We start from the raw sequence: 15,759 nt of genomic DNA, 5'->3' as shown, positions 1-15,759 counted from the left end.
AGAAAAGTACTCGTTTTTTTGCATTGCGGATGAAACTAAATTAGCAGCTTTGTGCCACAGCCTTAGCCTCAAGTCCAAATAATGGGCGGGCATAAACGCCAACAATATTGCCAAAAAAAGCTGCAATTAGCCATAGCCAACCATGTAAGCTGCCCGAGGCAATGCCAGAAAAATAAGCGCCAATATTACAACCATAGGCAATTCTTGCGCCATAGCCCAGCAATAAACCGCCAATGATAGCCGCACAAAAAGATCCAAAAGACATTTTTAGGGTTGGTTTAAACCGCCCTGCAAGGGTTGCAGCTAACATTGCGCCAACAATAATGCCAAAATCCATGACGGTTTGCACATTGGTAAAAATACTTGAAGTTAGTTTTTTTGCATTGCTTGGATTTTGCCAAAAAGCCCATGAGCCAACATCAACACCCAACATAGTAGCAATTTTTGCGCCCCATATAGGAAAAGCACCAGCAACCGTCCATGGCCTGCCAGAAACAATAAGCGTTACATAATTGAGTAAGGCAAGGGCAATTGCCCCCCATATAAGCGGCCAAGGACCGCGTAAAAATCGTAAAAATCCGTGGCTGTTAGAAGGCTTTTCTTTTTCAACTGTGCCATATTTTCGCTTTTCCACCCATAGGGTCAAAAGCGATATTATAGCAAACAAAGCAAGCGAAATTGTCATGCCAGCCCAAAGGCCAAAGCTTGTGAGTAACGAAACTGCTTTAAGAGCAGGAACCGCATTCCAAAAAGGCGCATGGGCAGTGGAAATAAGTGCCCCCAATACAAAGAAAAACAATACAACCAACATGCGGGCACTCCCGCCGCCTGCGGTAAAGAGAACGCCAGAGGCACAGCCGCCGCCAAGCTGCATGCCGATGCCAAACATAAATGCGCCGATAATAACCGCAAGGCTTAACGGTGCACTTATTCCAACAACGGGATTGCCAAAAAAGCTTCCACCTGCAAGAGTTGGAAAAAATAAGCAAACAGCAATGGCAAGCATAAGCATTTGCACTCTTAACCCGCGCCCACGTCTATCGCGGATAAAAACCCGCCATGCGGAGGTGAAGCCAAAGGCTGCATGATAAAGTGTAATGCCGAGTGCACCGCCCACTAATAATAATAGGCCTTGTCGCCAACCATAGGTAAGGGCGATAAAAGCGGCACCTAAAAGGAGAAATAGAATTGAGATGATTTTAGAAAAAGTCAGATAAGCTGACAGCTTTTTTGTCTGACCAGACACGACCGTGTACATGGCAGTTCCTTTCATTTGATAATGAAGCTCTTTTAGGCATATCGCATGTAGTTGTCGAGTATTGATTTTTTAAATTGTTAATAATGAAATAAGTATTTTGCTTACAAATGAATAGACTTTACGCCATGTATCTATAAAATGCACTCCATTGCAAAAATATTTACATTAAAGCAAAAAAACGGACTATTCTCAGTATTAAAACTTCCAATAGATTTGATAGTAGGATTTGTCATGCAAAAAAATATTGGTTCAGCAACGCGGCCGATTTTTATTCCTAATAGAAATAGTCCTGCGGTTATAACCAAGGAAATTACTTTTGATTGGCATATGGGTATGAGTAGCGCGGTTAGAAAGCGCTCTATTGCCAGCCTGCATGAAAAAGCAGGTGAGGCTGGTATAAAGTCTGTTTTGGAAGCATCAAGCAAGTCAGATGAAGCTATCGGATTGGATTTAAGCGCTTTTTCCTTGTGCAATGATAAGGGGATTGCAGTTGAAAATCTTTTTCAAAGCAGCAAAGTCTTTGAAGGAGATATTCAGTTTAAAGACCTAATGAGTGTAACACCGCGAGAGGCTAAAAAAGATCCGCGACTAAAAACATCAGGAAAAGTGATAAAATTTAGCTATGATGGTAAAGATTATCCCCTAAATCCAACCAGTCTTTTTTATGATTGGCTTTACACCAAAATACTATTTACCGAAGAGAATAATGCTGCGCTAAAAGACAATTTCGTTAATAATAATTATGATGCATTTAGCGATATTGAATTTAATCCTAAAAAATCATTTAGTTGTCAGGCACGAACATTAGCTTTGAGTATTTCACTTTATAGCAATGACAAGATTGATGATTTTTTGTCTGATCCAATTGGCTTTTCAAAAGCATCTAATCTTTATGCTTAACGGTGACAAAAATTATCAGTAATCAACACCAGTTAAATAAAGCCCATGGGGTGGGGCAACAACACCGCAGCGTTGCCTGTCCTTAGCAAGTAAAGCTGCCTCAACATCATCAGCGGTAAACCGCAATGTGCCAACATCCATTAAGGTGCCGGCAAAAGATCTTATCTGATTGTGCAAAAAGGCACGCGCACTGGCATAAATATCAATATAGTCGCCATTGCGGATCACATCTAATCGATCAAGGGTTCGAATAGGACTTTTGGCTTGACATTGGGTCGAGCGAAAAGTGGTAAAATCATGCCTTCCTAAAAGCCTTTGCGCTGCCTCATGCATTTTACCACTGTCAAGTGGTTTTGGCACCCACCAAACGCGCATGGCATCAAGAGCGGTATGGGAGCGGCGATTTAAAATACGATAATGATAATGGCGCTTTAAAGCTGAAAACCGTGCATTAAACTCTTCATCAACAAGCTCAACAGCAAGGATTGATACCGTGTCGCGATTTTGAATGAGATGGGCATTACAAGCATCACGCACCGTGTCAATGCGCCATTCTTTTGTCAAATCAACATGAGCGATTTGTCCTAAAGCATGCACTCCTGCATCGGTACGTCCTGCTGTCGTAATGGTTGGATTTTCGCCTGTAAATTTAAAAATAGCGCTTTCAATTGCCCCTTGGACACTTGCAAGATTATCCTGCCTTTGCCAACCAGCGTAAGGCGTGCCATCATATTCAATTAAAAGCTTATAGCGAGGCAAATCACAATCCTATTTTTATTAGTTAAATGATGCTTGTTACAACATTGCCGCGCAAAAATTCATCACTATTTAATGGTTTACCACCAGCTTTTTGCAATCTTGTCAAAATAACTTTGCCATCTTGGCATTGAACCGAGCAATCTTGGCGATCAAAGCTTGCGGTTTCACCTAGCGCTTTTTCACCAAGTTTAGCACCAAGAATTTTTACGCGCTCAACACGGCCACCAATATCCATTTCGCACCAGCTACCTGGAAAAGGCGCAAGGCCACAAATTTGCTTTTGTACGCTGCGTGCTGGCTGCGCCCAATCAATACGGGTTTCTTGCTTGCTGATTTTTTGTGCGTAAGTGATGCCATCATTGCTTTGTTGGGTGAGGGGGAGTTCACCTTTACCTAGCAAGTCCATGGCTTTCACCATTAAGTCTGCACCTATTTGCGATAATGCATCATGCAATTGTCCTGCAGTCATTTCCTCGCCAATGGTAATCGATTGCGTTAGGGCAACAGGTCCAGTATCCAACCCCTCATCCATTTTCATAATCATCATGCCAGTTTCGCTGTCGCCGGCCATAATCGCACGTTGAATTGGGGCAGCACCTCGCCAACGCGGTAAAAGGGACGCATGGCCATTATAGCAGCCAAGACGTGGCGCATCCAAAATAGCTTTGGGTAATAAAAGACCATAGGCAACCACTATCGCGGCATCCAAGTTTAAGGCCGCAAATTTTTGTTGCTCTTCTTGAGATTTCAAGCTTTTTGGCGTAAAGACCGGAAGCCCTAAAACTTCCGCGCGATTTTGTACGGGGGATGGCGTAAATTCAAGCCCACGGCGACCGGCTGGGCGCGGCGGTTGGCTATAAACTGCAACAATTTCATGGCCAGCTTTGACCAAAGCATCAAGAATCGTCACCGAAAAATCGGGTGTGCCCATAAAACATAGCCGCATTATAATACCTTTTCGCCCTGTTCTTTTGCCCGCTTTTTAAATTTCTTTACCACCATCTCGCGCTTGATACGTGATAAATGGTCGATAAAAAGCTTACCATCTAAATGGTCTATTTCATGTTGGACACAGGTGGCTAAAAGATCATCCGCAGCAATTTCTTGTGCCTTGCCATCAAGATCAATATAGGTAACGCGCACCATTTTTGGGCGTTCCACTTCGGCATAATAATCAGGAATGGAAAGGCAACCTTCTTCATAAGTATTACGCTCATCCGAGGACCAAATGACTTTAGGATTAAACATCACCATTGGTGCCTTAGGCTGGTCTTTATCAGCAACATCCATGACTAAAAGGCGTATAGGCTCAGCAATTTGTATAGCCGCAAGCCCAATGCCTGGCGCTGCATACATGGTTTCAAGCATATCATCAGCAAGTTGGCGTAACGCGTCATTAATGTTTTCAACTGGTTTTGATATTTCCCGCAAAATTGGATCGGGCAAAATAATAATCGGTTTTATAGACATGGCCTTCAGCTAACCAACTGCAAATAAGCAATTTTATATGTTTTAAAGTGAGCGCATTTGATTTTGCGTAAAACCAAATGAAAAAGATGAATAATTAAGTGCAATCCATATAGTCTGCCACTTAAATTTAAAAATGGACAGAATATAAAGTTTGGCGAATTTACCCCAACATGTTGCAAGTGTAAAGATTGAGCAGATATTAGCTGTTATCAAGTCTGTCAACAATAATTAAAATACTATGTTCATGTTTTGATCGATTTTTGTTTCTGTTTTATTTAATATTGTTACACAATTTGATTCGTATTTTACAATTTGAAAGACTGGTACTCCATGCCAATCAGCAATTTTTCCTCAAGTGAACTGGCGATGTTTGGGCTTGGCAGTGTGCTTATTGGTGTCATCATTATCGCAATTATCGTCTCTAGGCTTAATCTACGACAAAAATTAAGTATTGAGATTGAGGCCGATGAGCGCGCGCGCCATAATGATTATCATATCAATGCATTGCTGCAAGCCCAAGCGGAAATGCAAGGGCGCATGCAAACCATGGCGGAGTTGTTTGGAACACGCCAAGCCGAACTTAACCATGCAATTGGCGAACGTTTAGATGGTTTAAGTCAGCATTTAGGGCAGTCTATTGGTCAACAAACCCGCACAACCCATGAAAATCTGGTGCGTTTGCAAGAGCGGCTTGCGGTTATTGATCGTGCACAAAACAATATTCAAAGCCTTGCGGGGCAGGTTGTTGAATTGCAGTCGATTTTATCCAATAAACAAACACGCGGTGCTTTTGGTCAGGGGCGGATGGAAGCTATAATATCCGATGCATTACCGCCAACCAGTTATAAATTTCAAGCAACTTTATCTAATGGCACAAGGCCTGATTGCGTGATTTATTTGCCCAATGCTGCGCCTCATTTGGTTATTGATGCAAAGTTCCCGTTGGAAGCTTGGAATGCGATGCGTGAAGCAACAACCGATGAGCTTCGCCAAAGAGCCGAGCAACGTTTTCGCACTGATATGGATGTTCATATACGTGATATTTCGCAAAAATATCTCATTAGTGGCGAAACCCAAGACACAGCCTTTATGTTTGTGCCATCAGAATCAATCTTCGCAACCATTCATGAAAATTTTGAAAGCATTGTTGAAAAAGCCAATCGTGCTCGCGTTATTATTGTGTCGCCGTCATTATTATTGCTAGCCATTGATGTGGTGCAGCAAGTCTTAAAAGATGCGCGCATGCGTGAGCAGGCTCATTTAATACAGGCAGAGGTTTGGGCATTGATGCAAGATCTTAACCGCCTTGATGAACGGGTGCGCAAATTGCAAAGTCATTTTCAAATGGCCGAAAAAGATGTTGATGATATTCTTATTTCGTCATCAAAACTATTGCGGCGCGGTAGCCGCATTGAGGCTTTGGAACTGGGTGAAATAAAGCATAATAAACCGCCCGATGATGGTTTGCCATCGGATAGTTTACTGTAATTTATTAATAGGCCTGAAAGCCAAGCGCATTGAGGACTTTTCCAAATTGGCGACTTGGCCAATGCGCTTGGCAGTTATCATTAATATTTTAAAGTGCGGCTTTCTTCGCGGCCAAAACCTTTAATTTCCAAGCGGTCATCATGAACGGTAAAAATCGAATAAGCAGTCGTATCAGGTGTTTCCACCATGCCTTTTAGATTAACAAAATATTTGCCGCCTTTTTCGCCATAATTGCCTTGATGATTATGGCCACAAAAATAGCCGATAACATTTTTATGGGCGGTTAAAAGATCAAGCAATCGTTCGCTATCCCACATATTATGCATATTGGCTGGAAAAATTGGGTAATGTCCAAAGACGACAACGCGTTCATTGGCTTTTTCCGCAGCTCGTATCGTATTTTCCAACCATTGGAACTGCTCGTCAGATAATGAGCCATTCCAAATTTGTGCATTATCAGCACCTTTGGCTTTTAATGCGTCTAAACGCTTTTGAGCAATTTCTAACCGTGGATCATCAGGAATATTGAGGTATTTATTGCCTTTAGGTGGAGCAAATAGGCTAATTTCATTGCCATCAATGACGATAAAACGGTAACCACCACCACTAAAATCATAATAGTTTTTGGTAAGTCCAAGGGTGCGGGAGATAGACCTGATATAATCGCCTGCCACATCATAATCATGATTGCCTAAGACAAAGAAGTTTGGATGTTTTAACCGGTCATAAATTGGCAAAATATCGTTAAAACTGGTATAATGGCGGTCAATAATATCACCAAGGGTGATAACAAATTCCAACTCTTCTTTATTGTAGTGATTGATACATTCTTCCAATTTCCAAAGGCTATTGGCATAAAAACGTGTTTGGCCGTTGGAGGCTATTGCCGCATATTGTGGATCGGTTAATACGCCAAAAGAAAATGACCCTTGTTTGTTTGCCGCAATTACTGGTTTAATACTGGCGAAAGGGGCGAGAACCGCCGCTGCTGAAATAGTTTGTAAAAGATTACGCCGATTAATCATCTTATCTTCCCTCTTGAATGCACATTTTTGAATGTGCATTCTTTAAAAAGCTGAGGTTTCATCCGCGTGACTATTTTATTGCGTTTTTGTTACATATTTTGCCAATAGTAAGTTTTCACTATGGTTGTTCACTTCAATGGTAATATGCGATAATTCATGAATTCCATGTAGTCGCCCTTTATAATAATCGGGCGTTTGCGGCACTTCACTATTTAAAGCGATAATCGCTCCATGGTGACCTGGTCCTAACTGCCAAATATGCAAATCGGTTATTGTTGCATTTTCATCTTTTAATGCAGTGGTTATTTCTGTTGTTAGTTGGCTATTTTCTGGATCTGCATCAACAAGCACGCCGCCAGTATCACGTATAAGCCCCCAAGACCACCGGCCAATCACAATTGCGCCGACAACCCCCATTAAGGGATCCGCCCATAACCAACCATAAATCCAACCAAAAATAAGAGCAATAATTGCAAGGACTGAAGTCAAGGCATCGGCCAAAACGTGTAAATAGGCAGCGCGTAAATTATTATCCTTTGCTTTTTTGCTTTGATGATGATCATCATTATGAACATGATCGTGGCTATGCCCGTGATCATGTTCATGAGCATGGCTGTGTTGATGGCTATGTCCAAGGTGATGATGGTGATCATCTTTTAATAAATAGGCGGAAACGAGATTAACAATTAATCCTACAACTGCTACTAAAATCGCTTGGCCAAAACTAATCTCTATTGGATTAAATAAGCGCAAAAGGCTTTCAAAGCAAATGATTACCGCAACGAGTGCTAGAATAATCGCGCTCGCAAAACCAGCTAAATCGCCAAATTTTCCAGTGCCAAAAGTAAAACGGCGATCTTTTACAAAACGGCGTGCATAATAATAGGAAAGGGCGGTAACCAACATGGCGCCAGCATGGGTGGACATATGCCAGCCATCGGCAACAAGTGCCATTGAGCCAAATATCGTGCCAGCGATGATTTCAACAACCATCATCGAAGCGGTAAGCGCAATCACCAGCCATACTTTGGTTTCGTTGCGATTATGATCACGTCCTAAAAAAATATGGTCATGATTGGCAGTAATTGGTTGTATAGTCATCTTAAGCTCCAATAGATGATAATCAACAATTTGTGGGGGGCAGCTTTATCTCAATGTTTTAATGTGATTTATTTATCTAACACATTAAAAATATTACTATTTCATATAGGTGCGTATAACTTCTATCATTTCATCGCCACCTTGTTTGCGCTCTTGTTCATTGTCGGCTTCAAGCACATGGGCAATAAGATGCTCTTCTAATAATTGTGCGGTTAATCCACCAACGGCACCGCGTACCGATGCTGTTTGTCGCAAAATATCAGCGCAAGGTGCTTCATTTTCCAAAGCTCGCTCTATTGCTTCTAATTGACCCTTTATCCGCCTAATGCGAGCAATGAGTCGGTCTTTTTGCTTGATCGTATGGGCCATAATAGCTCTTTCAGTAAAATAATATACCCCCCTATACTATATTTACGACGTTTCAACAAGGCGCAAAGAATTAAAGCGAGAGTAAAATTGGGCTTAATTTTCAAATATAAGAAAATTCTGTTACGGTCTAAATTGGGGAGAAGAAGTAAATAACTTGGAAGTAGCCGATTTAATTTATAAATTTTATTTTGAACGGAAATTAAATATTGAAAATGGGAAAATTCGTCAAACAGAATAGCTAAGCGGTTGCTATTTCAACAATGCAACAATGCAACAATGCAACGATTTAACGCTTAATGGTAGAATTTGCGCACTCACATTATGCACTAATATCAATGGGGCAATTTAGGCTATATGTGATCAAAGCGCTTAGAAAAAGATTTCGCCTTGTGCAATTTTTACTGATTTTCCGCCAATACGGGCATTGGCAATTTTATCATCATGGATGTGGAAGCCAAGTTTGATACGTGATGGCCGCCCCATTTCAAGCCCTTGCTCTAGCCATAATTCATGGTCACCATTTTGATATTGGTCAAAATGATGGGCAAGCCCAATAAAGGCTGAGGCTGCCGAGCCGGTTGCTGAATCTTCTGAGCCATCAGCACGCAACATGCGCGCATGAAAAGCTGTATCGATACGCTGTGTTTCGCGGCAATAAAGGTAAAATGACGGTATGTTGCCTTCTTCATCAGCAAAATTTTGTGCAATAAACAAAGGGTCAGCAGAAATTCCAGCAATTGTTGATAAATGATCAATTGGTACAAAATAAAATGGCACCCCGGCAGACCAGAGGCTTGGGCGATGATTTTCAAAGCCAATTTCGCGATTTTCTACGCCAAAGGCTACGGCAAAAACTTCACTTTTTAAGGTTAGGGGGAGTGACTGTGGCAATTTGGGTAGGTCAAACTCAACAAACGATGTGTCACCGCAAAGCTTTACAGCGCAACGCACAATACCAATTTTTTCTTCCAATATCATCAGGGTTTCAGTTTGTTGTGATGTTGATAGATTAGCTAATGCGCTTGCAGCTCCAATGGTGGGGTGACCTGCAAAGGGCATCTCCCCGCTTGGTTTAAAAATTCGAATCTTTGCTCGGTGAATAGGGTTTTCTGCAGGTAGTACAAAAACTGTTTCAGCAAGATTAAATTCTTGAGTAATTTTGAGCATTTGCTCATCATTTAAGTCTTGTGCATCATAAACAATAGCTAAAGGGTTTCCGGTAAAAGCGGCATTGGTAAAAACATCAAATATTTCGTAACGATGAGTGTTTTTCATGTTTTTACCCCACTACATTTTCTAGTCAAACCCAAATAAAATGAACTTTTATCAAATAACATTTTTATTTAATCTGTGTAATCGTTTTCCTGCATAGGATCTTTTAACCTTAATGCATTTTGATTACACCACTTAATTTTGCACAATATTTACAAACTGTTGATATAAAAGAAATACATTAATGACAATGGCTATGTAAAAAGAAATTTTAAATTATTGGAATTTTCTTTAAAATTCTCGTATTGCTTGCTAAAAACACTATATTGAAAAGAGGAGGCCATAATGACCAAGCTTTGTTTTTTATTATCTTCTCTTGTAATGATATTGGCGAGCAGCACCGGCAATAGTTGGGCGGTTGATATTAATAATCCTTATGTAAAACCGCTACCGCCACGTATGGTGGTGCCAAGTCCGCAATATCGGACAGGGCAACCGCGTCAACCTTATAATCCAAGCCCGATTGAAGTACCCGCACGCCAACAAAAGCTTAATGGGCAGCTAGATATAAAGCATATTGAATGGTGCAATAATCAGTATCAAAGTTATAAACGCACCGATAATACTTATATTCCCTTAGGCGGCGGCCAAAGGCGTTCATGCTCGTCTCCTTTTTATCAGCCTTAATGCTATTCATGAAAAATAGACATCAAAATCACAGTAAATATAAACGTAAGATGCGGGCTTTAGACGACAATCGCCCATGCCCTTTGTTTGATGGTAAATCCATTGAACTAGGTTTATGCATTGATATTATGAGCTTTTTAATCGATTATCCTCATGAGGAGCCATATGAGGATTATGTGATAGATAACATCATTAAAGATAATAACTCTGATATTTATCTTATAAAGAAATTATGTTGTACGCATGCTTTATTTAAAAAATACATTAATCAACATCTTTATAATGTTGCTATCGAAAAATTAGTTGATAAGGATGAGGCTTAGCCGCCGAAAAAACTTTTATCAAAAGAAAACATTGATTGATACAGTTATGGTTTTAAGGTTTGCAAGTTATTGTATTTTATATGTTTTATTATTTTTGCAAAATCTCAGCTTGTTTTGTAAAGCAATAGATTACTTATTGATATTTTAAAAGGGTAGGGGATGATTATAAAATTTAATACCGGCTATCTTTGGGTGAAAATTGGCAATAAAACTGCGAAAATCGCTGGCGAACTATATTTTCCAGAAGAAACAAAAATTGCCTTTGCTGTTCAATTATCTTCAATAATAAAATGGCAACCACCGCACGCTAACCAAGAAATAACCGCTGAAGATCGTGATTTGATCATTGAAGATATAAAAAAAGAGTTTTTATCGAAAGATCGCTATGTAACTTTCGAGTAAGCTGCTTTGCTTAGAGCAGCGAGGACCAACGGCACGTCTTAGAATTTCGGTGTACAAAAAAAGCTGCCTTATTGCTAAGGCAGCCTTTTCTTTTGTGCTATAAACGCAAATTAGTTACGGTCTTTGTCAACCAATGCGTTTGATTTAATCCAAGGCATCATATTACGAAGCTTTTCACCAACTTGCTCAATTGGGTGCTCGTCATTAAGACGACGTGTTGCTTTAAAGCGTGCAGCGCCGGCCTTATATTCTTGCATCCAATCAGAGGTGAATTTACCGTTCTGGATTTCGGTCAAAATGTCTTTCATTGCCTTTTTGCTTTCGGCAGTGATAACGCGTGGACCTGACATGTATTCGCCCCATTCGGCAGTATTCGAGATGGAGTAGTTCATATTGGCAATGCCGCCTTCATAGATAAGGTCAACAATGAGCTTTACTTCATGCAAGCACTCAAAATAAGCCATTTCAGGTGCATAGCCGGCTTCAGTCAAGGTTTCAAAACCAGCGCGGATAAGTTCAACCAAACCACCACAAAGAACGGCTTGTTCACCAAACAAATCAGTTTCACATTCTTCGCGGAATGTGGTTTCAATAACGCCTGAACGGCCGCCGCCAACGCCACAAGCATAAGAAAGGGCTAGGTCATGGGCATTGCCAGATGCATCTTGATGTACTGCGATAAGGCAAGGAACGCCGCCGCCTTTTTGATATTCGCCGCGCACTGTATGGCCAGGACCCTTAGGGGCGATCATCACAACATCAACGGTTTTCTTGGCTTCAATAAGGCCAAAATGAACGTTAAGACCATGGGCAAAAGCAATTGCTGCACCGTCGCGTAAGTTGTCATGGATATGATCTTTATAGATTTCAGCCTGCAATTCATCAGGAGTTGCCATCATCATAAGGTCAGCCCACTTTGCAGCATCGGCAACGCTCATCACCTGGAAACCATCTGCTTCAGCTTTTTTAGCTGTTGGTGAACCTTCACGAAGAGCCACGCGAATTTCGCTAGCGCCTGAATCCTTAAGATTAAGGGCATGGGCACGGCCTTGGCTACCATAACCAACCATAGCAACTTTTTTTGACTTGATTAAATTAACGTCTGCATCACGATCATAATATACGCGCATGGAACTCTCCTTTTGCGGTCTGTTTGGTGTTTATTGCAAGCATTTAAACAAAATGCTTGTTTTGGTTTTGACTAGTTTTGATTGGGCAATACTTCACCCATTCAAATTTATTTCAACCATTCACCAAATATCAGGTATTTAGCGAATAATTGTGAAACTTCATTACAAAAGAGTTTTAAACTCCTCAGCTACATATAGATGGAAGAAATGACGGGTCGCATTGCGCGCCTCCTTAATGATGATGTCATCATTCATTTCAATCTCATCGCCCAATAATAGCCTTATTTGCATATCCCGCACAACAAGACCAAAAAACGTTCTAAAGGCTTGATCAATAGTTTCAATATCTAGTAAGCCAGCGTCACGGCCAAGCTCTAAAAGGGGCTTAACTCGCTTTGCCATTGCAAAAGGTCCATTAGAAAGCACAATTTGACCAAGTCGAGCATTGTCAGGTGACGCTGAGCCTACCGCTAAGCGATTTAAAGCAATGGATGTTGGTGATGATAAAACCATCAGCCAGTCACGTGCAAAATGTTCAAGGCTAGAAAAAAGCGACCCTAAATCAAGCGCTTCTTTCTTTATTGGCATAATCCGCACTTTGGCTGCTTGCCATTGCACCATGGCTTCAAGAAAATGATCGCGGTCACCAAACCATTTATAAAGTGTTTCTTTAGAGCAACTTGCTTCTTGAGCGATCCGCCCCATGGTAAGGGCTTTGTCACCGGTAACCAGTAAATGCAAAGCCGCATCAAGCACGTCTTTTTGACGTTCCGTCAGCGCTTCAACTGTTGCTTCTACCGTTTGCATGAATGCCTTACTCAATAAATATAAAATACTAAATTTGCTTTATTCGATAAGTGTCAACGTACCGTACCGTTCGGTACCATGCACAATAATTTTAGCTTTAGCAAGTGGAATCTTTGGTAAATCAATAGAAGATTTTATGTGCTCGTAAAAAATGGCCTTGTTGTGGTTGTACTTGGTCCCGTTCATTTTCAAAAGCAGCAATTATGCTAAATTAAAAATTTGTGCAGCTTGTTGATTTGGTAAAGATTGCTTACATATTATAAAAGTCGTAAGATTGGATTAGTTGACACTTTGGTTAAATGTCCGTGGCTGCCAATAGGGAGGATTGCTATGATTGATAATGAGCATGCAGTGATCGAATTTTGGAAAAATGCTGGCCATGAAAAGTGGTTTAAGAAGAGTGATGCCTTTGATGAGGAAATCCGCCAAAAATTTTATGATCTTTGGCAAAAGGCAGCCAATGGTGAGTTAGATGATTGGCAAAAAACGGCAGAAGGTTCACTTGCCTTATTGCTGCTGCTTGACCAGTTCTCACGCAATATGTTTCGCAATGATGCAAAGGCTTTTTCTTGTGATTCCAAGGCCTTAAAAATTGCCAAAAATGCTGTAAAATTGGGCTTTGATCAAAAAATAGAAAAAGCTTTGCGGGCGTTTTTTTATTTGCCGTATGAGCATTCTGAAGATATTGACGATCAAGAGGAAAGTATTAAATTATTTAAAAAGTTGGGTGATGATAGCTTTTATCAATATGCCCTTATCCATCAAGATATTATTAAACGTTTTGGACGTTTCCCTCACCGCAATGGGGTATTGCATCGGAAGACGACCACCGAGGAACAAAAATTTCTTGATAGTGGTGGTTTTGCCGGCTGATGTCGTTGTTTACTTAGTTTTTTGGTTTGAAATGAAGATGAAAACCGTGCCTCTTGTGTCACAGACATAAAAAAACGAGTTGTAAATGCTTTAAGTTTAAAAAAACAGGTTTATCGCAGATATAATATTGCGTATATTATTCAGTAATTTATCGCAACAAAAAGGTAAGTATTTAGCAAATAGTTGTTGTTAATAATATAGCCTTATGGAAATTGGCTTTAAAGATTGAAAATTGTGATTTATAGCTACAGAAGTCTAATGGCTTGGCTTAATAAGGTGTGGTTTTCAATTGACGCATGTCTTTTGAAATTTAAGCAAAAATATAAAAATATATTTTAATTAGAATATATTATATTAAATATGTGCAGTGAGAAAAATAATGGCAATGGCTTTTAGTCAAACTATATCAACAAAAGGCAAACAACGTTCTTTAAAACGTTTTTCTGTTCAATTTGCTCTATTGATGTTGCCACTGTTAAGTAGTTGCACATTGATAGATTATAGCAAACCTGATGGTGGGTTAAAGCCATCTATTAATCCTTATATTGTTGATACTGTTGATAAAAATAATCAAATGTCGCAGCTTGGTGCCGCTCAACATCCGCGCATTCTTGCTACATATGGTGGCGAATATAATAATCCACAATTGGAACGTATGGTTGCCAAAATTGTTGGTAAACTAACTGTTGCTGCTGGCAGTTCTGACCAAACTTATCGCATTACTATTTTGAATTCCCCCAATATTAATGCATTTGCCTTGCCAGGTGGTTATGTTTACGTAACGCGTGGTCTGTTGGCTCTTGCCAATGACTCATCTGAAGTTGCTGCAGTAATTGCGCATGAAATGGCGCATGTGACCGCTAATCACGGTGTACAACGTTTGCGTAAAGAGGCTGAAGTTGAATTAAGCAATCAGGTCGTCTCTGAAGTTTTATCGGATAGAAATCGTGAGCGCCAGACGGAGCTGCGCGGTAAAATGTCTTTGGCGCAGTTTTCGCGCAATCAGGAATTGGAGGCTGATAAGATTGGTATTAAAACCGTTGCAGAGGCAGGCTATGATCCTTTTGCATCTGCAAGGTTTTTACAGACCATGGAAGGCTATTCCCAGTTTAGAAGCGTATCAGGTGCAACTGATGCCAAGCTTGACTTTTTGGCCACCCACCCAGCAACACCGCAACGTGTCCAATTAGCTCTTGGGCAGGCACGCTTGGTAAGTGCACCAGGCGTTGGCTCAACAGATCGCGATTCATTTTTAAAAGGTATCGATGATATGGTATTTGGTGATACCGCCAAAGAAGGTTATATCAGAGGTCAAAACTTTATTCATCCTGAACTTGGGGTTGCTTTTACCGTACCTAATGGTTTTACAATTGATAATTCTAGTGCTGCAGTGGTTGCTAGCGGCGCTGATGATACCGCTATTCGCTTTGATGCTATTAATAAACCAGACGATATTAGCAGTGCTAAGAATTACATTCAAAGTGGCTGGGTATCAGGTCTTGATGTAGATAGTGTGCGCTCGGTTGATATTGGCGGATATCCAGCAGCAACTGCTAGCGCGCAAAGCCCTAAATGGCAATTTGATGTTATTGTCATTCTTGTTAAAAATAAGATCTTCCGTTTTTTAATTGCAGCACCTAAAAATAACAATTCGCTGCCAAGCATTACGAGCACGACAATAAACTCGTTTAAAATATTAAGCCGTCAACAAATTGCTGCATTAAAACCGCTTCGCGTTCATGTTGTAACGGTAAAACCGGGAGAGACCGTTGCATCGCTTGCTAATCAAATGCAAGGAACCGATAAAAAGGTTGCATTGTTTCGCATATTAAATGCATTGTCACCAACATCGGTGGTATCTGCTGGTGACCGCGTTAAGATCATTGCTGAGTAATGATCTTAACTTGTATCGCCATTTTGATATAGCAACCCAACGATTTAGTAAAAACTGTAAT

The 15,759-nt window shown here is 40.6% G+C and carries 17 protein-coding genes; 7 read left to right on the top strand and 10 right to left on the bottom strand.

Features of this window, described 5'->3' with window-relative positions; genetic code table 11:
- Nucleotides 1-40 precede the first annotated feature (40 nt).
- On the bottom strand, nt 41-1,258 hold the full coding sequence (locus N6A79_RS09105; protein WP_268545689.1) for a YeeE/YedE family protein: 1,218 nt from the start codon (nt 1,256-1,258) through the stop codon (nt 41-43).
- A gap of 231 nt (nt 1,259-1,489) precedes the next feature.
- Here N6A79_RS09105 and N6A79_RS09100 point away from each other — a divergent pair, with 231 nt between their 5' ends.
- Entirely contained in the window at nt 1,490-2,158 is a 669-nt protein-coding gene (locus N6A79_RS09100; protein ID WP_268545688.1) for a DarT1-associated NADAR antitoxin family protein, read from the top strand.
- Nucleotides 2,159-2,173: 15 nt separating this feature from the next.
- On the opposite strand, the gene truA is transcribed toward N6A79_RS09100, so the two are convergent.
- The 3 genes from truA to def are packed head-to-tail and all read right to left on the bottom strand — an operon-like array spanning nt 2,174 to nt 4,387.
- On the bottom strand, nt 2,174-2,917 hold the full coding sequence (gene truA, locus N6A79_RS09095) for a tRNA pseudouridine(38-40) synthase TruA (RefSeq protein ID WP_268545687.1): 744 nt from the start codon (nt 2,915-2,917) through the stop codon (nt 2,174-2,176).
- Between the two features lie 22 nt (nt 2,918-2,939).
- Complete coding sequence (fmt, locus tag N6A79_RS09090; RefSeq protein ID WP_268545686.1) at nt 2,940-3,863, bottom strand: methionyl-tRNA formyltransferase; 924 nt, start codon at nt 3,861-3,863, stop codon at nt 2,940-2,942.
- Nucleotides 3,863-4,387 carry a peptide deformylase gene (gene def / locus N6A79_RS09085; protein WP_268545685.1) on the bottom strand — a complete coding sequence of 175 codons (525 nt, stop codon included), beginning with the start codon at nt 4,385-4,387 and terminating at the stop codon, nt 3,863-3,865. The genes fmt and def overlap by 1 nt, the downstream gene beginning before the upstream one ends.
- A 330-nt stretch (nt 4,388-4,717) precedes the next feature.
- Between def and N6A79_RS09080 the strand changes: the two genes are divergently transcribed.
- Complete coding sequence (locus N6A79_RS09080) at nt 4,718-5,875, top strand: DNA recombination protein RmuC (protein ID WP_268545684.1); 1,158 nt, start codon at nt 4,718-4,720, stop codon at nt 5,873-5,875.
- Nucleotides 5,876-5,955: 80 nt separating this feature from the next.
- Here the strand turns inward: N6A79_RS09080 and N6A79_RS09075 are convergent, their stop codons facing one another.
- From N6A79_RS09075 to N6A79_RS09060, 4 genes are all read right to left on the bottom strand, one after another.
- Nucleotides 5,956-6,900, bottom strand: coding sequence for a metallophosphoesterase (locus N6A79_RS09075; RefSeq protein ID WP_268545683.1), 945 nt, complete (start codon nt 6,898-6,900; stop codon nt 5,956-5,958).
- 75 nt (nt 6,901-6,975) lie between these two features.
- On the bottom strand, nt 6,976-8,001 hold the full coding sequence (dmeF, locus tag N6A79_RS09070; protein ID WP_268545682.1) for a CDF family Co(II)/Ni(II) efflux transporter DmeF: 1,026 nt from the start codon (nt 7,999-8,001) through the stop codon (nt 6,976-6,978).
- 96 nt (nt 8,002-8,097) lie between these two features.
- Entirely contained in the window at nt 8,098-8,370 is a 273-nt protein-coding gene (locus tag N6A79_RS09065; protein ID WP_182417319.1) for a metal/formaldehyde-sensitive transcriptional repressor, read from the bottom strand.
- 369 nt (nt 8,371-8,739) lie between these two features.
- Complete coding sequence (locus N6A79_RS09060; protein WP_182417318.1) at nt 8,740-9,645, bottom strand: PhzF family phenazine biosynthesis protein; 906 nt, start codon at nt 9,643-9,645, stop codon at nt 8,740-8,742.
- Nucleotides 9,646-9,927: 282 nt separating this feature from the next.
- Between N6A79_RS09060 and N6A79_RS09055 the strand changes: the two genes are divergently transcribed.
- The 3 genes from N6A79_RS09055 to N6A79_RS09045 all read left to right on the top strand — a co-directional run bounded on the left by N6A79_RS09055 (nt 9,928) and on the right by N6A79_RS09045 (nt 10,994).
- Entirely contained in the window at nt 9,928-10,269 is a 342-nt protein-coding gene (locus tag N6A79_RS09055) for a BA14K family protein (RefSeq protein WP_268545681.1), read from the top strand.
- Between the two features lie 8 nt (nt 10,270-10,277).
- Complete coding sequence (locus N6A79_RS09050; RefSeq protein ID WP_268545679.1) at nt 10,278-10,592, top strand: hypothetical protein; 315 nt, start codon at nt 10,278-10,280, stop codon at nt 10,590-10,592.
- Between the two features lie 159 nt (nt 10,593-10,751).
- Nucleotides 10,752-10,994, top strand: coding sequence for an Imm74 family immunity protein (locus tag N6A79_RS09045; RefSeq protein WP_262078247.1), 243 nt, complete (start codon nt 10,752-10,754; stop codon nt 10,992-10,994).
- 110 nt (nt 10,995-11,104) lie between these two features.
- Here N6A79_RS09045 and ilvC read toward each other — a convergent pair whose 3' ends face one another.
- The gene (ilvC, locus tag N6A79_RS09040; RefSeq protein ID WP_182417314.1) at nt 11,105-12,124 is read right to left on the bottom strand and encodes a ketol-acid reductoisomerase; all 1,020 of its coding nucleotides are present in this window, start codon (nt 12,122-12,124) and stop codon (nt 11,105-11,107) included.
- Between the two features lie 162 nt (nt 12,125-12,286).
- Nucleotides 12,287-12,931, bottom strand: coding sequence for a TetR/AcrR family transcriptional regulator (locus tag N6A79_RS09035; protein WP_182417313.1), 645 nt, complete (start codon nt 12,929-12,931; stop codon nt 12,287-12,289).
- A gap of 330 nt (nt 12,932-13,261) precedes the next feature.
- On the opposite strand from N6A79_RS09035, the gene N6A79_RS09030 reads away from it, so the two are divergent.
- Together N6A79_RS09030 and N6A79_RS09025 are read left to right on the top strand one after the other, a co-directional pair.
- The gene (locus N6A79_RS09030) at nt 13,262-13,804 is read left to right on the top strand and encodes a DUF924 family protein (RefSeq protein WP_182417312.1); all 543 of its coding nucleotides are present in this window, start codon (nt 13,262-13,264) and stop codon (nt 13,802-13,804) included.
- A 463-nt stretch (nt 13,805-14,267) separates the two neighbouring features.
- The gene (locus N6A79_RS09025; protein WP_262080621.1) at nt 14,268-15,698 is read left to right on the top strand and encodes a M48 family metalloprotease; all 1,431 of its coding nucleotides are present in this window, start codon (nt 14,268-14,270) and stop codon (nt 15,696-15,698) included.
- The last annotated feature ends 61 nt before the right edge of the window (nt 15,699-15,759 follow it).

Origin of the sequence: Bartonella sp. HY761 (assembly GCF_026743145.1) — a bacterium.
In the GTDB taxonomy this organism is placed as follows: domain Bacteria; phylum Pseudomonadota; class Alphaproteobacteria; order Rhizobiales; family Rhizobiaceae; genus HY038.
Note: the sequence above shows the minus strand (reverse complement) of the source record. Positions and strands in the feature narration are given on the sequence as shown.